The sequence below is a fragment of the Saccharopolyspora sp. 6V genome, assembly GCF_020176785.1.
Taxonomy (GTDB): domain Bacteria; phylum Actinomycetota; class Actinomycetes; order Mycobacteriales; family Pseudonocardiaceae; genus Saccharopolyspora_C; species Saccharopolyspora_C gregorii.
The window spans coordinates 42,193-60,704 of record NZ_JAIUKB010000069.1 but is presented as its reverse complement, the minus strand read 5'-3'; the positions used below and the strand labels follow the sequence as shown (position 1 = coordinate 60,704).

Below are 18,512 nucleotides of genomic sequence, written 5' to 3'. Positions count from 1 at the left end.
TTCGGAATCTGCGATCGTCTCAGTGTCGGGTGAAATCAATCCGCCGGAGACCCGGAAACGAAGCAGGCCGGGGAGGCGCGGCGACCTGGTGGTCGTCCGGCGTCCCCGGCCTGGACCGGTCCGGCGGCGCTCGGCCGCGCGGGAAGACCTCAGCGGGTAGGTGGAAGATCCTCGTCGTGCCGCGGGTTCACGCCTTCGCGGCCTGCTTCCGCGAGACCAGCCTGCGCGCCACCGGCTCCACCACGCGCGCCGCGACCGGCCCGAGGATCGCCATCAGCAGCACGTAAGCGGTGGCCAGCGCGGCCAGCTCGCCCGAGACGGCGCCCGAGGCGACCGCGAGGCCGGCGATGACGATGGAGAACTCACCACGGGCCACCAGCGCCGCACCGGCGCGCGCCCGGCCCATCTTGCCGATTCCCTGGGAATGGGCGGCGAACCAGCCCGTGCCGATCTTCGTGATCGCGGTGACCACCGCCAGCAGCAGCGCGAAGCCCAGCACCGGCGGGATCTTCGAAGGATCCGTGTTCAAGCCGAACACCACGAAGAACACCGCGGCGAACAGGTCGCGCAGCGGCTCCAGCATCCGCGTCGCGTTCTGCGCCGTGGAACCGGAGATCGCGATGCCCAGCAGGAACGATCCCACCGCCGCCGAAACCTGCAGCTCCGAGGCGATCCCGGCGACCAGCAGGGCCGAACCCAGCAGCCGCAGCAGGAACACCTCGGGGTCGGGGCTGTCGATCAGCGCCGAGACGTAGCGCCCGAACTTCAGCGCCACCACCAGCACGACCGAGATGACGATCAGCGAGACGCCGACGGCGGTCAACCCGCCCAGCAGGCTCACCCCGCCGAGCACCGCGGTGAGGATCGGCAAGTACAGCGCCATCGCCAGGTCTTCGAAGACCAGGATCGACAGCACCACCGGTGTTTCGCGGTTGCCGAGCCTGCCCAGGTCACCGAGGACCTTCGCGATGATGCCGGAGGAGGAGATGTAGGTGACGCCTGCCATCGTCAGCGCGCCGATCGGGCCCCACCCCAGCAGCAGCGCGACGATCGCGCCGGGGGCCGCGTTGAGCACCAGGTCCACCAGACCTGCCAGCCAGGAACGCCGGAGCCCCGTGACGAGTTCGCCAGCCGAGTACTCCAGCCCGAGTAGGAGCAAGAGCAGCACCACGCCTATTTCGGAGGCTAGATGCGTGAACGGCTCGATACCGTGCAGCGGTATTAAGCCGCCGGTTCCGAAAGCGATTCCGCCGATGAGGTAAAGCGGGATCGGTGAGATGCCGATCTTCCAGGCGAGGCGGCCGAGAACTCCGAGACCGAAGAACACCGCTCCCAGTTCGATGAGGGAGATCGCCGTGTCGTGCACCAGTGTTTCCTCTCGCCCTGTCCGAGTACCTGTTCAGTTGTCCCGTGCCCAGAGCGCACGGGGTTCCCGCCCGAGAGCGCGGTGCTCCCGGGCGGTGCGGACGACCATCACCTCGCGGCGTTCGGCGCGGAGCGCCTAGCCGCGTTCGAGGATCTCGCCTGCGGCCCGCAGGCCGTCGGCGGTGCCGACCACGACCACGAGGTCGCCGGCACTGAATTCGAAATCGGGACGCGGTGACGGGTGCACGGTTCCGCCGCGCACCACGGCGACGATCGACGCCGAGGTGCGGGTGCGCATCTCGGTCTCGCCGAGAGTGCGCCCGTCGTAGGGAGAGCCTTGATCGACAGGGAGCTGCCAGGTGTTGATCCCGGCCACCTCGCGCTGCTGCTCGCTCAGGCGGGCCACCAGCTGGGGGGCGCCGAGCAAGTTGGCGAGGGTGTTGGTCTCCTCGGCGGTCAGACCTGCCGAGGCGGCTACCTTGTCCGGGTCGTCGTGACCGGAGACGATCAGCTCGAAGCGTCCGTCGCGATACGTGATCACACCGATCCTGTGCCCGGAACGAGTAACGAAGTCCTGCTGGGTCCCGAGTCCCGGAAGCGGGGTCACTGTGACGTCCACGTGTTCGATCCTAGTACAGGAACCCGCGCGCACGTGCGTGCCCCGCGCGGAACCGGGGCGGAACGGGCAGCGCGAACGGGTGGTGGGGGCGGCGCGCGCCGGATCCGGACGCGAGTGGGGAACCGCTCGGACCAGCGGGCACAATGGGCTGTTGGTCCGGCGTTTCCTCGGCCGGCGGTGATGAAGGAGGAGACTCGACGTGGCACACGCCGAGCTTCGTGGGGTGGTGGCCCTCGACGGTCCCTCGGGCACTGGGAAATCCACGGTGGCCCGGAAGCTGGCCGCGGCGCTGTCGGCGTCGTACCTCGACACGGGCGCGATGTACCGGGCGGTGACGCTCGCCGTGCTGCGCGCCGGGGTCCCGGTCGCGAACGCGGACGCGGTGGCGGAGGTCGCGGCGGCCTCGCTGCCCGAGATGGGCTCCGACCCCCGGGACCCGGCGGTCTCGATGGCCGGGGAGGACGTGGCGCTGGAGATCCGGGGGCCGGAGGTCACCGGTGCGGTCTCCGCGGTGTCGGCGGTGGCGCGGGTGCGCGAGCTGCTGGTCGCCGAGCAGCGCCGGATCATCGCCGATGCGCTGGCCTCGCCGGGCGGCGTGGTCGTGGAAGGCCGCGACATCGGCACGGTGGTCGCGCGGGACGCGGGGCTGAAGGTGTACCTCACCGCGTCCGCGCAGACGCGGGCGCGCCGCCGCAGCGACCAGGACGTGGCGGCCGGGCGGCTCGCCGACCTGGAGCGCACCCACGCGGACGTGCAGCGGCGGGACGCGTTCGACTCCGGGCGCGCGGTGTCGCCGCTGCGGATGGCCGAGGACGCGGTGGAGCTGGACACGACGGACCTGGACGTGGCCGGGGTGCTGGACCGGCTGCTGGGGTTGGCGGAGGCCCGCGGGCTGTTCGCCGGAGTGGGGACGATCCGATGAGCGAGCCCGGCGAAGGCGATCTGCCGGAAGGCGCGTCGCGTCGCATGCACCGGTTCGGGCGATGGATCGGCCGGACCTTCGTGCGGTTGCCGTACCGCACGCACGTCCACCACCTGGACCGGGTGCCGCGGACGGGGCCGCTGGTGCTGGTGGCGAACCACAGCTCGCTGATCGACGGTCCGCTGCTGTTCGGAATGCTGCCGCGCGAAGCGGTGTTCCTGGTCAAGCACGAGATGTTCAAGGGCCCGCTGGGCTGGTTCCTCCGCCGCATCGGGCAGATCCCGGTGCGCCGCGGAGAACCGGACCGCACCCCGCTGCTGGCGGCGGTGCGGGTGCTGCGCGCGGGCGGGCTCGTCGCGGTGTTCCCGGAGGGGACCCGCAGCGGCGGTGGCGACGTGGCCAACGCCGAGCACGGGGCGGCGTGGCTGGCGCGGACCTCCGGGGCGCGGATGCTGCCGGTGGCCTGCCGGGGCACGCGCCGTCCGGAGGGACGGGGCCGTAGGCTGCTGCCCAGGGTGGATGTGCTGTTCGGCGAGCCGGTGACGTTGCCGGTCGCCAAGGGGCGCGCCGGGTTGACGGCTGCGACCGAGCAGGTCCGCGACGAACTGGTCGGGCTGATCGCCGAATTGGACGGGCTGATCGCCGGGACCTCCGAAAGCGACGATGCGAGAGGGAAACAAGCGTGACCGAAGAGTCGGTGGGCGGCCCGGAAGACGTGGGTGCGCCGCTCGACGGCGGCCTGGACGGGACGTGGTCGGACGAGGCCGAGTGGGCCGAGTTCGACGGTGTCGAAGGCGCCGAGGAGGACGCCGAAGGTGGTCCGCAGCCGGTGCTGGCGGTGGTCGGCAGGCCCAACGTGGGCAAGTCGACGCTGGTGAACCGGTTGCTGGGGCGCCGCGAGGCGGTGGTGCAGGACAAGCCGGGCGTGACCAGGGACCGGGTGGCCTACGACGCGTTGTGGAACGGCAGGCGCTTCACCGTGGTCGACACGGGTGGCTGGGAGCCGGGCGCGAAGGGCTTGCAAGCCGCAGTGGCCCAGCAGGCCGAGATGGCGATGTCCACGGCGGACGCGGTGCTGCTCGTGGTGGACGCCCAGGTCGGGGCGACCGCGACGGAGGAGGCGGTGGCGCGGGTGCTGCGCCGCTCGAAGCGTCCGGTGCTGGTGGCGGCGAACAAGGTCGACGACGAGCGGACCGCGGCGGACGCCGCGGCGCTGTGGTCGCTGGGCCTGGGTGAGCCGCGGCCGATCAGCGGGTTGCACGGGCGCGGTTCCGGTGACCTGCTGGACGCGATCCTGGACGTGTTCCCGGAGGTGCCGCACGAGCAGTTCGGCGCCAGCGGTGGTCCGCGCCGGGTCGCGCTGGTGGGCAAGCCGAACGTGGGCAAGTCGAGCCTGCTGAACCGGCTCACCGGTGAGCAGCGCGCGGTCGTCGACGACGTCGCGGGCACCACGGTGGACCCGGTGGACTCGCTGGTGCAGCTGGACGGCGAGGTGTGGCGGTTCGTCGATACCGCCGGGCTGCGCAAGCGGGTCCGCACCGCCAGCGGCACCGAGTACTACGCGTCGCTGCGCACCAAGGCCGCGATCGAGGCGGCGGAGGTGGCGGTCGTGCTGATCGACGCCTCGGAGCCGCTGACCGAGCAGGACCTGCGGGTGATCGGCATGGTCATCGAGGCAGGCCGGGCGCTGGTGCTGGTGTGCAACAAGTGGGACCTGGTCGACGAGGACCGCAGGCATCGGCTGGACAAGGAGCTGGACCGCGAGATGGTGCGCGCCCGCTGGGCGGAGCGCGTGAACGTCTCGGCGGAGACGGGGCGTTCGGTGGCGAAGCTGGCGCCGGCGCTGCGCACGGCGCTGGAGTCCTGGGACACCCGGATCCCGACCGGGCGGCTCAACTCGTGGCTGTCGGACCTGGTGGCGGCGAGCCCGCCGCCGGTGCGCGGTGGCAAGCAGCCGAAGATCCTGTTCGCGACGCAGGCGCACCCGCGCCCGCCGACACTGGTGCTGTTCACCACCGGCTTCCTGGAGGCCGGTTACCGCCGGTTCGTGGAGCGCAGGTTCCGCGAGGAGTTCGGGTTCACCGGCAGTCCCGTCCGGATCTCGGTGCGGGTGCGCGAGCGCAAGGACGGGCGCAAGGCACGCGGCTGATCGGACCAACGGCCGGGTACTGCACGCAGACCAAGATTGCCTTGCCGATAACCTTCGGTCGGCCCTTTGTACAGGGGGAGGTGACCCAGGGTGCGTGCTGACTCCGCTGCGGAAGGTTCCGCGGTGCGGCCGATCCGCTTGGTCTTGGCCGATGACGAGGTGATGCTGCGGCGCGGCCTGCGGGTCCTGCTGGAGCACGACGGCCTGATCCGGGTCGTCGCCGAGGCCGGTACCGGTGAGGAGCTGCTGTCGGTGGTGCGCACGCACCAGCCGGACGTGGCGCTGATCGACGTGCAGATGCCGGGCAAGGACGGGCTGGCGGCGTTGCGGGAGCTGCGTGGCCTGCCCCGTCCTCCGGTGTGTGCGATGTTGACCACCTTCGACCTGGACGACTACGTGTCGGAGGCGTTGCGCCTGGGGGCGCACGGGTTCCTGCTCAAGGACGCGGAACCGGGCGCGCTGGTGCGGGCGGTGCAGGACCTGGCCGCGGGTGGTGCGGTGCTGGATCCGCGGATCGTGGTGCGGTTGCTGCCGCGGTTCCGCTCGATGGGCGATTCGACGCACGAGGTGCGGTTGGTGCGAAGCCTGTCCGCGCGGGAGCGGCAGGTGCTGGAGCTGCTCGGCGCCGGTCGGTCCAACGCGCACATCGGTGACCGGCTGGGGTTGACCGAGGCGACGGTGAAGAGCTACGTCTCGACGGTGTTGAGCAAGCTGGGTGCGGAGAACCGGGTGCAGGCGGCGTTGATCGCGCAGCGCGTCGCGGGGACGGGTGAGGGCGAGCTGCGTTGAGCGGGCCGGCCGGGTTCGGTCGCGAGCGCCTGCTGCTGGACGTGCTCGCGGTGCTGGTGCCGGTGGTGGTGGTGCTGCTGTCGGAGACCGACCAGGCGTGGGCCCTGCCCGCGGCGCTGGTCGCGTGCGCCGGTCTGGTGCTGCGGCACCGGTGTCCGCTGTTGTCGTTGCTGCTGTGCCTGCCCGGGTTGGTCGGTGGGCTCGCGTGGGCGCCGACGTGCGTGGCGCTGTTCCGGTTGGGCCGGGCGTGGTCGAACACGTGGTGGCTGCTCTGCTGGGCGCTGCTGGCGGCGTCGTCCGCGTTCCTGCCGGTGGCGGTCCAGCAGTGGCGGCTGTTGTCCGCGGCGAGCCTGACGATGGCGGCGGTGACGGCGCTGGTCTGCGCGGGCGTGCCGACGGCGATGGGCACGCTGCTGGCGACGCGGGCGCAGTTGACGGCGAGCCTGGACCGGTTGCGGGCGGCGACCGAGTCGGAGCTGCTCGCGAAGGAGGGTGCTGCGCGCGCGGAGGAGCGGTCCCGGATCGCCCGCGAGATCCACGATGCGGTCGGGCACCACGTCACGTTGATCGCGGTGGAGGCGGCGGCGCTGCACGCGAGCAGCGAGCAGGCCGAGGTTCGCGCCTCGGCGACCCGGGTGCGGGAGCTGGCGAAGGAGGCGTTGGGCGAGATGCGTTCGACGCTGGGCCTGGCGGCCGATCAGCGGGACTCGACGAGCGCGCGGGCCATTCCGGAGCTGGTGGCGCGGGCCCGGCGGTCGGGGATCCGGGTGACGCTCAGCGATGAGTGCTCGCAGGCGGTGCAGTTGTCGCCCGGGGCGAGCCGGGCCGTGTACCGGGTGGTGCAGGAGGCGCTGACGAACGTCTCGAAGCACGCGCCGGGCGCGGCGGTCGTGGTGGAGCTGACCGGGGACGACGAGCTGCTGCGGGTCGTGGTGCGCAACGGTGCTCCGGTGCTGGGGGCTCGCGCGGGGGTGCTGGGCGCTCGCGCGGGGGCGGTGGGCGACGCGCCGGACGTGGGGTGCGGCGGTTCGGGGCTGGCCGGGTTGTCGGAGCGGGTGCGGATGCTGGGCGGCACGCTGGACGCGGTGCCTTCGGACGAGGGGTTCGAACTGCGGGCGGAGATTCCGCTCTCGCCGGCGGCGTGAGCTGCTCCGGTTCGACGTCCGGAGCTCGTGGTGCCGCGTCGTTCCGCCCGTTGCGGGGCCGCCGGCGGGCGGTCGTCGTCGTGGGAGGAGCGCTGCGGACGCGCCGGTGATCATGTGCCCGGGCGGGTCCGGCTCGTCGCGTTCCGGTTGGTCGTGCCGGGATCGTTCAATTCTTGCGCGCTCGCGATTCGATCGCGCTGGGGAACCGGATCAGCGCCGCGGTGGAACGGTCGCCCCCGTGATCCAGCTCCCGGGTTTCGACGAGCTGTGCGCCCGGCATCAGTGCGAGGTAGTCGTCGGCGGAACGCAGTCGGGACCATTCGCTGACCGGGATCGCCGCCTCCGCGTATTCCACGAGCACGAAGTAGTGGCAGGATCGCGAGATCGATCGGCAGATCCGGGCCAGCGCCTCTTCGTCGAGCACGTGCATGAGAACCCACACGGAAACGGCGACGTCGAACTTCCGGCCGTTCCACGGGAGGTTCTCGGCCCGGGCCAGCTCGAAATCCACGTTGGTCAGATCGGCGCACGATTCGCGTGCCGCCTCCAGCATTCCGGGGGTCATGTCGAGCGCGGTGATGTGGTCCGCGTGCGCGGCCAACGTCGGGGTCAGGCGGCCGATGCCGCAGCCGACCTCCAATGCGGTGGCGAGCGGGCGGCTCAGCTCTCGGGCCGCGGTCCGCAGGCCCTCCGCCACCGCTTTCCGGGTCCGTTCCGTCGTGTCCGCGTTGTGCTCGGCGGGCTGGGAGGCGCGCATGACGCGGGCCAGCCCGTCCCGGCGGGCCCGCTGCCGCCACTCCTCCGTCACTTCGTCGGTGGAAGCGATGTGCGTGTTGTTCTGCACGGGAGGATCCCCTCGGGGTCGGAGTTCGCCGCGGATTCCGCTTCGGCCCGGCGCACGGCCGGCGGGCGTGCGGTGCCGAATGGTGGAGTGCGGTGCCGGTGGTCGCGATGGAGTGCGACCCGATTCGTGGCCGGGACTCTAACCGGGGAGGGAACGGGAGCGGAAGTCATCGATAATCGGGGAGGATCATGTTCACTCATTCTGATGAAGCGTGAAATGGTGCCGTTCGTCGGCGGTGGTCGAGAACCGGATCCGCGACGGAAACCAATTCGTCGGCAGCCGGAAGCGGCAACGCGGAAGAATTGTTGAGTTCGCAAAAAGGGCCTTCGCGGGGCAGCCCGCGAAGGCCCTTTCCGGACGACCGGTTCGGGGTCAGGGTTGGGCGCGGCGATCTCCGCCGAGAGCGGCGCGGAGGAATTCGACCTGGATGAGCAGCAGGTTCTCCGAGGTGGTCTCGTCGGTCGGCATGTGGCTGACGCCGGGCAGCGACAGCATGGTGTGCGGTCGGGCCGCTGCCTGCAGCGCCGCGGACAGCCGCAGCGAGTGCGCGGGGAACACGTTGTCGTCGACGGTGCCGTGCAGCAGCAGCAGGGGCCTGCGCAGGCCGGCGGCGTCGTCGGCGAGCGAGCTCGCCGCGTAGGCCTCCGGGTTGCGCGCCGGGTCGCCGAGGTACCGCTCGGTGTAGTGGGTGTCGTACAACCGCCAGTCGGTGACGGGTGCGCCGGCGATGGCGGCGTGGAACACGTCGGGGCGGCGGAGCACCGCGAGCGCGGCGAGGTAGCCGCCGAAGGACCAGCCGCGGATCGCGACGCGGCCCAGGTCGATCTCGGGGTGCTGCTCGGCGAGCGCGTGCAGCGCGTCCACCTGGTCCTGCAGCGGTGGCTCGGCGAGGTCGCCGCTGATCGCGCGGTCCCAGGACGGGCCGCGGCCGGTCATGCCGCGGCCGTCGACGACGACCACCGCGTACCCCTGGTCGGCGAACCACTGCGAGGTGAGGAAGCCCTGGCGCCGGGCGAGGACGCGCTGCGCCTGCGGGCCGCCGTAGGGGTCGAGCAGCACCGGCAGCGGGCCGTCGTCGGGGGTGTGGTCGCGGGGGAGCAGCAGCGCGGTGCGCAACCGGCGTTCGCCGAGCCGCAGCAGCCGCACGTTCGGCACGATCGACGGGTCCTCCGGGTGGGAGGAGATCTCGCCGAGGGCGCGGTGGCCGTCGGTGACCTGGAACCGGGTGTGCTGGGAGTCGAGTCCGGAGTGCGCGTGCAGCAGGGTGCCGCCGGCGCGGGTGGCGCCGTGCACGCCGGGTTCGGTGCTGAGGCGTTCGGCGCCGTCGGCGTCGCACCGGTAGAGGTGGATCTCGGCGGGGTCGTCGGCGGAGGCGGTGATGAGCACGTCCTCGCCGATGTCGACGATGGAACGCACCTGCAGGCCCTCGGGGGTCCACGGGGCGTCGCCGACGAACAGCCGGTAGCTGTCGCCGTCGACGCCGATGCGCACCAGGTCGCCGCCGGGGTGCCAGGCGGGCCAGCCGGGCTTGATCTCGATCCAGTGCTCGTCGGTGTCGCGGTGCACTTCGCGGGTGCCGCCGGTGGCGGGGTCGACGGCGAGCACCAGCTGTTCGCGCTGGTCCCGGCTCTGCACCGCGATCAGCGGCGGACCGTGGTGCGTCCAGTGCGCGGTGACCAGGTAGGGGTGGCTGCCGCGGTCCCACCGGACTTCGACGGGTGCGGTGTCGACGCCGAGCACGGCGAGCCCGACCTCGGCGTTCGCGGTGCCCGCGGCGGGGTAGCGCAGTTCGCGCGGTGGTCTCGCCGGGTCGGCGGGGTCGGCGAGGTACCAGTGCTGAACGGGTTCTTCGTCGACGTGGGCGGCGAGCACGGCGGTGCCTTCGGGCGACCACCAGTAGCCGCGGTAGCGGGCCATCTCCTCGGCGGCGATGAATTCGGCGGCGCCCCAGGTGGTGGTGGCGTTGCCGGGTTCGGCGAGCGCCCGGTCCCCGCTGCCGTCGGTACCGATCAGCCGCAGCGCGCCGCCGGAGAGGTAGGCGATCCAGCGCCCGTGCGGGTCGGGTCGCGGGTCGGCGGCGGGTTCGCGCGCGGGCAGCTGCTGGACGGCGCCGGTGCCGAGGTCGGCGTGGAAGAGCTTGCCGGAGAGGGTGAACGCGAGGTGGGTGCCGGTGGCGTCGGTGGCGTAGCCGGTGATGCCGGTGGCGCGTTCCCGGGACCGCTCCCGCCGGGCCTGCTCCTCGTCGGAGACCTCGTCGTCGACCAGCAGCGCGCCCGGGTCGGCGACCTGGGTCTCGGCGCCGGTCGTGACGTCCCAGCGCCACAGGGCGTTGCTGCGGTCGGTTCCGCTGGCGGAACGCAGGAACAGCACGGTCCGGCCATCGGGGGTGATGGTGAACGTGCGCGGCACGCCGAGGGTGAAGCCCTGGGTGCGCGCGCTGTGGCGGGGGAACGAGGGAACGGTGGGCATACCTGCACTTTGCCAGCTTTCGGGGCGTGCTCGGCAGCCAGGTGGTGCGGGCGTGTCGGCCCTTGACAACTCGTGTTGATCAGGGGAAGTGTCACCGCTGGTGCCCGGCTGGGTTCGGTGCGTGACGAGGAGGACCGAGTGTCGGTCAGGTGGTCGCGAGTGCGCGGGGTCCTGTTCGCGTTGCCGATCCTGCTGGCGTCGGCAGCGCACGGCGCGGTCGCCCAGCCGCGCCCGGTGAGCGACGCGACCTACTTCAACGATGCGGCGTTGCCTGCGGCCGATCCGTTCGTGCTGCGCGATCCGGGCAGCGGCGACTACTTCGCCTACTCCACCGACGGCGCCGACCCGGGGTACGCGTTCGCGATCTACCGCTCGCCGGATCTCGTGACGTGGCAGCGGATTCCGGGCGGGGCGCTGGACATGGGCGACGGGACGCAGTGGGGCCGGGACTGGTTCTGGGCGCCGGAGGTCTACCACAACCCGGCGACGGGCCGGTACTTCCTGTTCTACTCGGCGCGGTTGCGGGACGGGATCGCCGAGCAGTTCGGGTACGCGGACTTCGAGGAACCGAGCAAGGTCGGGGTGGCGGTGTCGGATTCGCCCGCCGGGCCGTTCCGCAACATCGAACCGGGTCCGATCGACTACCACCCGTACGACCCGGACTACCACGACGTGAACCTGCTGATGGACCCCGAGCAGAAGAAGCCGCCGGAGACGTTGGAGGAGGGGATGACGGCGCCGCTGGGCACCTACATCCCGTTCATCGATCCGAACGTGTTCTTCGACGACGGGCGGATCGTCCTGTACTTCTCCCGCAACGCCTACCGGAACTGGGTGTGGGACCACGGCCTCGGCAAGTACGTGGAGGAGTCGAACGTCCTCGCGGTGGAGCTGACCTCGGAGTGGTGGGACGACCCGGCGGGAGCCACGATGCCGCGGATCGCGCCGGAGCACGTCGACGCCAACCGGGATCCGGCCGATCCGCCGGGGGTGCGCAAGGACGGCTACGTCCCGATCATCGATTACGCCTCCGACCCGCAGCAGTGGGAGAACGCGCACGTAGACGACTACGCGGAGACCGGTGGCGCGGAGAAGGACCGGCGGTGGTCGGAGGGGTCGACGGTGGTGCGCGCGACGGCCCGGGACGGTCGGGCGCGGTACTTCCTGACGTACTCGGCGAACAACTTCGCGAACTCGTTCTACGGGGTCGGTTACGCGGTGGCGGACGATCCGCTGGGGCCGTGGCGCAAGAGCCCGGCGAACCCGGTGCTCGCGCAGGACGCGGGGCAGGGGTTGTACTCGACCGGGCACGGCAGCGTGATCGCGTCGCCGGATTCGACCGAGCTGTACTACGTGCACCACGGGCGGCCGTCGGCGGAGGTCGACCGCAGGCTCTACACCTCGCGGCTGCGCATCGACCCGGACCGGGACGAGCTGCGCATCGACGGGACCACCGAGGACCGGCCGGTGCCGTCCGGGGTGGCGCCGTACGCGGTGCGCGCGGACCGGCCGGTGGTGGAGGTGCGCGACGGCGAGGGGGAGGTCGGCTGGCGGGTCGGCACCGCGTCGGGTTCGCCGATGCCGTTGGGGAATCCGCTGAACCGGGTGCTGCCGCGGCTGGATCCGGGCAGCGCGCTGGAGGTGGTGGCTGCCGCCGACGGCGCGGTGCTGCGCGGGACGCCGCGCGGGGTGGAGGCGCTGCGGCTGACCTACCAGCGGGCGCGTTCCGGCGGGGGCCAGGTGGACGTGCACCAGGGCGGTGCTCCGGTGGAGGTGGTGCTGCCGGTGGCGGCGTGCGGTTCCGCGGTGACGGGGCGGCACGACGAGCTGGTGGTGCCGGAGGGCGTGACCTGCCTGCGGGGCGCGGAGGTGCGCGGTTCGGTGCGGGTCGAGCCCGGGGCCTCGCTGCTGGTGCTGGATTCGACCGTCGGGGGTTCGGTGCTGGCGGACTCGCCGGGTTCGGTGTGGGTGTCCGGCGGCCGGATCGGCGGTTCGGTGCGGGTGCGCGGCGCGACCGGTCCGGTGCGGCTGGACGGGACCGAGGCCGGCGCGTCGGTGGTGCTGGTCGACGGCGCGGCGCCGGTGGTGGCGGGGCCGTCGCTCGGTGGCGGGGTGCGGTGCCGGGGGAACGCGTCGGCGCCGGTGGACGAGGGGCGGCCGAACTCGGTCGCCGGGTCGCGGGCGGGGGAGTGCGGCGCGGTGTAGCCCAGGTCGGCAGCACCGGTGTTATCAGCTCTGGTGTTAAACCGACCAGGGAGCGTGTGATGCCCGCCGGGGTGGTCAGCCGACCGGGACCAGCCGCACCTCGGAGTGCTCCCGCATGGAGTCGACGAGCGCGGCGTCGAGCTCTCCGGCCAGCAGCGCGTGGTCGAAGTCGGCGACCGGGGCCAGCCGGTGCAGCGCGGCGCGCCCGACCTTGCTGGCGTCCATCATGAGCACCCGGGTCGTCGCGCAGCGGATCATCGCGCGCTTCACCAGCACGATCTCCTGCTCCTGGTGGAAGGTCATCTGCGCGTTCATCGCCGAGGTGGACAGGAACATCAGGTCCACCGACAGCCCGCTGATCATCTCCTGGCAGGGCAGGCCGATGTAGGAGTCGTGGGTGCGGGAGTACTCGCCGCCGATGCTGATCAGCCGCACGTCCGGCGCCTCGCGCAGCACCTCGTGCACCTGCCGGTAGTTGCTGACCACGGTCAGCGGTCCGACGTCGGGCAGCAGCCGGGCGAGGGCGAGCGCGGTGGTCGAGTCGTCGAGCAGCACCGACATGCCGGGGCTGATCAGCGGCAGCGCGGCGGCGGCCAGCGCCTCCTTCTCCCGGGTGTGGGTGTGCAGCCGGAAGTCGGAGCTGCTCTCGAACACTGTGGACGGTTGTGCGGAGACGCCGCCGTGGAACTTGCGCAGCAGTCCGCGCCCGGCGAGGTCGTCGATGTCGCGGTGCACCGTCATGAGGCTGACGCCGGTGAGCGTGGCGAGTTCCGCTGCGCTGGCGAAGCCGCCCTGCACGACGTGGTCGATGATCCGCTGCTGGCGCAGGAGCCGGGGGGACTGCTTCTTCGGTGCGGACGCCATGGCCGACATCTTGCCTCCTGGAGGTGCGCGCCCGAGCGCGGCGGGGCCGGAACGGAGCACTTCATATCACCGCGCTGGTGACATTTAACTATCTCACTGTTAATTTGAACGTCAACGTTGAGCGGGTGGGAGGTAGGCCGATGACGCAGCCCGACGGTTCGCCGGGGGTGCACCGCGCCGTCGTGTTCGACATGGACGGGGTCCTGGTCGAGAGCGAACACCTGTGGGAGCGGATGTGGGCGCGGTTCGCGGCCGCCCGCGGCCGCGGCTGGACCGCGGCGGAGACCGCCCAGGTGCAGGGCATGAGCGCCCCCGAGTGGGCCGCGTTCCTCGCCGCGCACACCGGCGGCCCGGAACCGGTCGCCGAGGTCGAGCGGATCGTCGTCGACGACATGATCGCCGCCCTCGACGCGGACGAGGTCGCGATGCTGCCCGGCGCCGAGCGGATGGTGCTGGAGGTCTCGGCCCGCGCCCCCATCGCGCTGGCCTCCTCCGCGCCGCGCCGGGTCATCGACGCCGTGCTCGACCGGCACGCGCTCGTCGAGCACTTCTCCGCCACCGTCTCCAGCGCCGAGGTGCCGCGCGGCAAGCCCGGCCCGGACGTGTACCTGGCGGCAGCGCGCGGGCTGGCGGTCGACCCGGTGGCCTGCCTGGCGGTGGAGGACTCCAGCAACGGCCTGCGCGCCGCGGCGGCCGCCGGGATGACCGTGCTGGCCATCCCCAGCCCCGACTACCCGCCGGCCGCGGACGCGCTGGCCGCGGCGTCCTTCGTGGCATCGGACCTCGACGAGGTGCGGGTCCGGCTGCTCGAATCGTTGACGACGCCCGTAGCGGGCTGATCGCATCGGACAAAGGAGTCTGCAGCAATGACCGAGGTCCTGGCCGCGGGGGACCGCTTCGTCGGCCCGCAGCTGTTCGTCGACGCGCTGACCGAGCAGGCGCCCGGGCACGAGTTGAGCTTCCGGACCCTGGCCACCGGCTGGCCGGTGGAACCGTTCGGCCCGGTCGGCGGGGTGCGGGAGGCCAGCGGGACCGAGCAGCAGCTGCTCGACGCCCTCGGCGGCGCCGAGGTCCTGCTGACCCAGATGGCGCCGGTGACGGCCGGCGTGCTGGCGAAGAGCCCCGGCCTGCGGTTCGTCGGCGTCGCCCGCGGCGGCCCGGTGAACGTCGACTTGGCCGCCGCGACCGAGGCCGAGGTGGTCGTCGGCTTCACCCCGGCCCGCAACGCGGCCGCCGCCGCCGAGTTCGCCGTCGGGCTGGTCCTGGCTTCGCTGCGCCGCATCGTCGACTCGGACGCCGAGCTGAAGGGCGGCCACTGGCGCGGCGACTACTACGCCCACGAGAACGCGGGGCTCGAACTGGAGGGGGCGACCGCGGGCCTGGTCGGCTACGGCGCGATCGGGCGCAGGGTGGCGCGGGTGCTGTCCGCGTTCGGCGCGGAGGTGCTGGTCGCCGATCCGTTCGCGGACCCGGAGCAGGTGGCCGCGGACGGCGTGCGGCTCGTCGAGCTCGACGAGCTGCTGCGCGCCAGCTCGGTGGTGAGCCTGCACGCCCGGCTCACCCCGGAGACCGAGCACCTGCTCAACGCGGAGAACCTGGCGCTGCTGCCGAAGGGCGCGGTGCTGGTGAACTCGGCGCGCGGCGGGTTGCTGGACTACGCGCCGCTGCCGGAGATGCTGCGCTCGGGGCACCTGGGCGGACTGGCGCTGGACGTCTACGACGTGGAGCCGCCGCCGCGCGACTGGCCGCTGTTCGACGCCCCCAACGTGATCACCACGCCGCACCTGGCCGGGGCGACCCGGCAGACCGCGGACCGCGCGGCGGCGATCGTGGCCGCCGACGCGGCGCGCTACCTCGCGGGCAGGCGGCCGCGGCACGTGGCGAACCCGGAGGTGCTGGGGCGGCTGGAGGACCTGCGACCATGATCGTCGGAGTCGATGTCGGCACCTCGGTGACGAAGGCGTCGCTGCTGGGCCGGGACGGCTCCGCGCGAGTCACCCGCAGCACGCGCAGCACCCTGCACCGCTCGCCCGGCGGGCGGGTGGAGCAGGACCTCGACGAGGTCGTGGATTCGGTGATCAGCGTGGTGCGCTCGGTCGCCGCCGAAGCGGACGTCCCGGTGCAAGCGCTGGCGATCACCGGGCAGGGCGACGGGTTGTGGCTGCGCGACGCGGCCGGGCGGCAGGTCGGGCCGGGACTGTCCTGGTTGGACGCGCGGGCGGCGCCGGTGCTGGACCGCTGGGAAGCGCGGGGCGTGCTGCGCGAGGTGCACGCCCTGACCGGTTCGGGCATGTTCCCGGGTTCGGCGGCGCCGCTGCTGGCGCACGTGGCCGAGCACGAGCCGGAGCGGCTGGCCCGCGCGGAGGTCGCCGGCTACTGCGTGGACGCGATAGTGCAACGGCTCACCGGGCGGATCACGGTGGACGCCTCGGACGCTTCGCAACCGTTCTTGGACGTGCCGACCCGCACCTACAGCACGGCGGCGCTGCGGGCGTGCGGCCTCGCCGAGTTCCGCGGGCTGCTGGCCGAACCGGCGCCGCCGGGTGAGCTGTTCGCGCTGGACGCGCGCAGCGCCGCGCAGCTCGGCCTGCCCGCGGGCCTGCCGGTGTCGGCGGGCCCGTTCGACCTGCCCGCCTGCGCCTTCGGGTCCGGCACGCGCGACCTGGGCGACGGGGCGCTGGTGATCGGCACGACGCTGGGCTGCCAGGTGCTGGGCGACCAGGTCACGATCGACCCGGCCGGGGACGCCGCGGGCATGTGGCTCGCCACGCCCAGCCCGGACCGGGTGCTGCGGGTGATGCCGGCGATGGTGGGCACCGCGAACCTGGACTGGGGGCTGCGGATGGTCGGGGCGAGCGTCGCCGACCTGGAGGGCCTGCTGGCGGCGAGCCCGCCGGGTGCCGGTGGGGTCGCCGCGCTGTCCTTCCTGTCGTCCTCCGGCGAGCGGGCCCCGTTCGTGGAGCCGCGGGCCAGCGGCCAGTTCACCGGGCTGTCGCTGGACACCTCGCCCGCGGACCTGGTGCGGGCGCTGTGCGAGGCGGTGGCCTACGCGGCGCGGCACAACCTGGAGGCGGCCGGGCTGACCGGTGAGGTCGCGGCCTGCGGCGGCGGGGCGCGGTCGGCGTCCTGGAGCCGGATCTTCGCGAGCGTGCTCGGCAGGCCGCTGCACGTCCCGAAGGAGGAGGGCGTCGGCGCGCGGGGCGCGGCGATGACGGCGTGGGATTCGCTGGGCGAACCGGTGGATCGCGAGGAGTGGGCCACCGCCCGGCACGTGGTCGAGCCGGATCCGGCGGTGGCGGAGTTCTACGAGCGCGGATATCGCGCATACCTGGAATCGATAGAGCGGGCCCGGCCGGTGTGGCGGTCGGGGGGAGGAGTGACCCGATGACTCGTCTGTACGACGATCCGGCGACGTTCACCGAGGACGCGGTGGCGGGGTTCGTCGCCGCGAACCCCGGTTACGTGCGCGAGGTGCGCGGCGGGGTGGTGCGGGCGCGCCGGGCTCGCCGCGGCAAGGTCGCGGTGGTCACCGGTGGCGGATCCGGGCATTACCCGGCGTTCTGCGGCGTGGTGGGGCCGGGTTTCGCCGACGGCGCGGTGGTGGGCAACATCTTCACCTCGCCGTCCGCCGAGGACGCCTACTCGGTGGCGAAGGCCGCCGACACCGGTGCCGGTGTGGTGTTCTCGTTCGGCAACTACGCCGGGGACAACATGAACTTCGGCCTGGCCGTGGAGCGGCTGCGGCGGGAGGGGATCTCGGCGCACAACGTGGTGGTCACCGATGACGTGGCCAGCGCCCCGGCCGACGAGGCGGGAAAGCGGCGCGGGGTGGTGGGCGACTTCGTGGTGTTCAAGGTCGCCTCGGCCGCCGCGGAGGAGGGCTACTCGTTCGACGAGGTGGTGCGGGTCGCCGAGCACGCCAACGCCCGCACCCGCAGCCTCGGGGTGGCCTTCGCGGGCTGCACACTGCCGGGCAGCGGACAGCCGCTGTTCGAGGTGCCCGCGGGCCGGATGGGCCTGGGGCTGGGCATCCACGGCGAACCGGGTGTGTCCGAAGTGGACATGCCCTCGGCGTCGGAGCTGGCGCGCGAGCTCGTCGAGGGCGTGCTCGCCGAAGCTCCCGAGTCGACCGGGGAGAAGCCGCGGGTCGCGGCGATCCTCAACGGGCTCGGCGCCACCAAGTACGAAGAGCTGTTCGTGGTGTGGAAGACCGCGTCCCGGCTGCTGGCCGAGGCTGGCGTGGAGGTCGTGGAGCCGGAGGTCGGTGAACTGGTCACCAGCCTCGACATGGCCGGGTGCTCGCTCACCCTGACCTGGCTGGACCCGGAGCTGGAGCGGCTCTGGCACGCCCCGGCCGATTCCCCCGCCTACCGCAAGGGAAGCATCGTCGAGTCCGATGTGGACGACGACGTCGTGGCCGAGGCGACCGAGGTCGTCGAAGCGGCGACCGCGGTCGCCCCGCAGGCCGGGCAGGACACCGCGGCGCTCGTGGTGCGGGGGCTGCGCGCGATCAGCGACCTGCTGCACGAGCACGAGGACGAGCTGGGCAGGCTCGACGCGGTGGCCGGCGACGGCGACCACGGCCGCGGCATGTCCCGGGGCAGCGGGGCCGCGATCGAGGCGGCGGAACGGGTCGCCGCCGACGGCGCCGGACCGGCCGCGGTGCTGGTCGCCGCCGGGGACGAGTGGGCGGCGAAGGCCGGGGGCACCTCCGGCGCGCTGTGGGGCGCGGGCCTGCGCTCCTTCGGTGACCTGCTGCCCGACGACCGGGAGCCCACCGCGGAGGACCTGCTGGCGGGTGCCCGCGCCGCCCTCGACTCGGTGCAGCGCTTGGGCCGCGCCGAAGCGGGCGACAAGACGCTGGTGGACGCGCTGATCCCGTTCGTCGACGAATTCGCGGCGGCGGTCGGCGACGGTGCCGGCCCCGCCGACGCGGTGGGCCGCGCGGCCCGGGAGGCCACGGCCGCCGCCGCGCGCACCGCCGAGCTGACCCCGCGGACCGGGCGGGCGCGCCCGCTGGCCGAGCGCAGCGTCGGCACCCCCGACCCGGGGGCGACCTCGCTGGCGATGGCGCTGAACAGGGCGCTGGAAGTCCTCAGTGGACGTGAAGTGGAACTCGACGCGACAGAGGTGAAGTGACG

Annotated in this window: 15 protein-coding genes; 10 read left to right on the top strand and 5 right to left on the bottom strand. The window is 72.9% G+C overall.

Features of this window, described 5'->3' with window-relative positions; genetic code table 11:
- Positions 1 to 187: 187 nt before the first annotated feature.
- A complete protein-coding gene (locus LCD35_RS14885) occupies positions 188 to 1,366 on the bottom strand; it encodes a cation:proton antiporter (RefSeq protein WP_224958167.1) in 1,179 nt (392 codons plus the stop codon).
- Positions 1,367 to 1,501: 135 nt separating this feature from the next.
- Positions 1,502 to 1,984, bottom strand: coding sequence for a cation:proton antiporter regulatory subunit (locus tag LCD35_RS14880; protein WP_224958169.1), 483 nt, complete (start codon positions 1,982 to 1,984; stop codon positions 1,502 to 1,504).
- 199 nt (positions 1,985 to 2,183) lie between these two features.
- Between LCD35_RS14880 and cmk the strand changes: the two genes are divergently transcribed.
- The 5 genes from cmk to LCD35_RS14855 all read left to right on the top strand — a co-directional run bounded on the left by cmk (position 2,184) and on the right by LCD35_RS14855 (position 6,989).
- Positions 2,184 to 2,906 (top strand): (d)CMP kinase, encoded by a 723-nt coding sequence (cmk, locus tag LCD35_RS14875; RefSeq protein WP_224958172.1) that lies wholly within the window; start codon positions 2,184 to 2,186, stop codon positions 2,904 to 2,906.
- Positions 2,903 to 3,592, top strand: coding sequence for a 1-acyl-sn-glycerol-3-phosphate acyltransferase (locus LCD35_RS14870; protein WP_224958174.1), 690 nt, complete (start codon positions 2,903 to 2,905; stop codon positions 3,590 to 3,592). Before cmk ends, LCD35_RS14870 begins: the two co-directional genes overlap by 4 nt.
- Positions 3,589 to 5,055, top strand: coding sequence for a ribosome biogenesis GTPase Der (der, locus tag LCD35_RS14865; RefSeq protein ID WP_224958175.1), 1,467 nt, complete (start codon positions 3,589 to 3,591; stop codon positions 5,053 to 5,055). The genes LCD35_RS14870 and der overlap by 4 nt, the downstream gene beginning before the upstream one ends.
- A gap of 144 nt (positions 5,056 to 5,199) precedes the next feature.
- A complete protein-coding gene (locus LCD35_RS14860; protein WP_255614961.1) occupies positions 5,200 to 5,844 on the top strand; it encodes a response regulator transcription factor in 645 nt (214 codons plus the stop codon).
- Positions 5,841 to 6,989, top strand: coding sequence for a sensor histidine kinase (locus LCD35_RS14855; protein WP_225044344.1), 1,149 nt, complete (start codon positions 5,841 to 5,843; stop codon positions 6,987 to 6,989). Before LCD35_RS14860 ends, LCD35_RS14855 begins: the two co-directional genes overlap by 4 nt.
- A gap of 166 nt (positions 6,990 to 7,155) precedes the next feature.
- On the opposite strand, the gene LCD35_RS14850 is transcribed toward LCD35_RS14855, so the two are convergent.
- Both LCD35_RS14850 and LCD35_RS14845 read right to left on the bottom strand, forming a co-directional pair.
- Positions 7,156 to 7,797, bottom strand: coding sequence for a class I SAM-dependent methyltransferase (locus tag LCD35_RS14850; protein ID WP_308016917.1), 642 nt, complete (start codon positions 7,795 to 7,797; stop codon positions 7,156 to 7,158).
- A gap of 408 nt (positions 7,798 to 8,205) precedes the next feature.
- Positions 8,206 to 10,302 (bottom strand): prolyl oligopeptidase family serine peptidase, encoded by a 2,097-nt coding sequence (locus LCD35_RS14845; protein ID WP_224958181.1) that lies wholly within the window; start codon positions 10,300 to 10,302, stop codon positions 8,206 to 8,208.
- A gap of 159 nt (positions 10,303 to 10,461) precedes the next feature.
- Between LCD35_RS14845 and LCD35_RS14840 the strand changes: the two genes are divergently transcribed.
- The gene (locus tag LCD35_RS14840) at positions 10,462 to 12,507 is read left to right on the top strand and encodes a glycoside hydrolase family 43 protein (protein WP_225044342.1); all 2,046 of its coding nucleotides are present in this window, start codon (positions 10,462 to 10,464) and stop codon (positions 12,505 to 12,507) included.
- 75 nt (positions 12,508 to 12,582) lie between these two features.
- On the opposite strand, the gene LCD35_RS14835 is transcribed toward LCD35_RS14840, so the two are convergent.
- Positions 12,583 to 13,371 (bottom strand): DeoR/GlpR family DNA-binding transcription regulator, encoded by a 789-nt coding sequence (locus tag LCD35_RS14835; RefSeq protein ID WP_224958185.1) that lies wholly within the window; start codon positions 13,369 to 13,371, stop codon positions 12,583 to 12,585.
- A gap of 140 nt (positions 13,372 to 13,511) precedes the next feature.
- On the opposite strand from LCD35_RS14835, the gene LCD35_RS14830 reads away from it, so the two are divergent.
- The 4 genes from LCD35_RS14830 to LCD35_RS14815 are packed head-to-tail and all read left to right on the top strand — an operon-like array spanning position 13,512 to position 18,510.
- Positions 13,512 to 14,210, top strand: coding sequence for an HAD family phosphatase (locus tag LCD35_RS14830; protein ID WP_224958188.1), 699 nt, complete (start codon positions 13,512 to 13,514; stop codon positions 14,208 to 14,210).
- 27 nt (positions 14,211 to 14,237) lie between these two features.
- Complete coding sequence (locus LCD35_RS14825; RefSeq protein WP_225044341.1) at positions 14,238 to 15,296, top strand: NAD(P)-dependent oxidoreductase; 1,059 nt, start codon at positions 14,238 to 14,240, stop codon at positions 15,294 to 15,296.
- Complete coding sequence (locus LCD35_RS14820) at positions 15,293 to 16,759, top strand: FGGY-family carbohydrate kinase (RefSeq protein ID WP_224958190.1); 1,467 nt, start codon at positions 15,293 to 15,295, stop codon at positions 16,757 to 16,759. Before LCD35_RS14825 ends, LCD35_RS14820 begins: the two co-directional genes overlap by 4 nt.
- Complete coding sequence (locus LCD35_RS14815) at positions 16,756 to 18,510, top strand: dihydroxyacetone kinase family protein (RefSeq protein WP_224967235.1); 1,755 nt, start codon at positions 16,756 to 16,758, stop codon at positions 18,508 to 18,510. The genes LCD35_RS14820 and LCD35_RS14815 overlap by 4 nt, the downstream gene beginning before the upstream one ends.
- Positions 18,511 to 18,512 lie beyond the last annotated feature (2 nt).

What these genes read in the sequence shown, in the direction of transcription:
- LCD35_RS14825 (WP_225044341.1), top strand. Translation starts at nt 14,238, where the DNA reads ATGACCGAGGTCCTGGCCGCGGGGGACCGCTTCGTCGGCCCGCAGCTG.
- LCD35_RS14835 (WP_224958185.1), bottom strand. Translation starts at nt 13,371, where the DNA reads ATGGCGTCCGCACCGAAGAAGCAGTCCCCCCGGCTCCTGCGCCAGCAG.
- LCD35_RS14870 (WP_224958174.1), top strand. Translation starts at nt 2,903, where the DNA reads ATGAGCGAGCCCGGCGAAGGCGATCTGCCGGAAGGCGCGTCGCGTCGC.
- LCD35_RS14845 (WP_224958181.1), bottom strand. Translation starts at nt 10,302, where the DNA reads ATGCCCACCGTTCCCTCGTTCCCCCGCCACAGCGCGCGCACCCAGGGC.
- LCD35_RS14815 (WP_224967235.1), top strand. Translation starts at nt 16,756, where the DNA reads ATGACTCGTCTGTACGACGATCCGGCGACGTTCACCGAGGACGCGGTG.
- LCD35_RS14830 (WP_224958188.1), top strand. Translation starts at nt 13,512, where the DNA reads ATGACGCAGCCCGACGGTTCGCCGGGGGTGCACCGCGCCGTCGTGTTC.
- LCD35_RS14820 (WP_224958190.1), top strand. Translation starts at nt 15,293, where the DNA reads ATGATCGTCGGAGTCGATGTCGGCACCTCGGTGACGAAGGCGTCGCTG.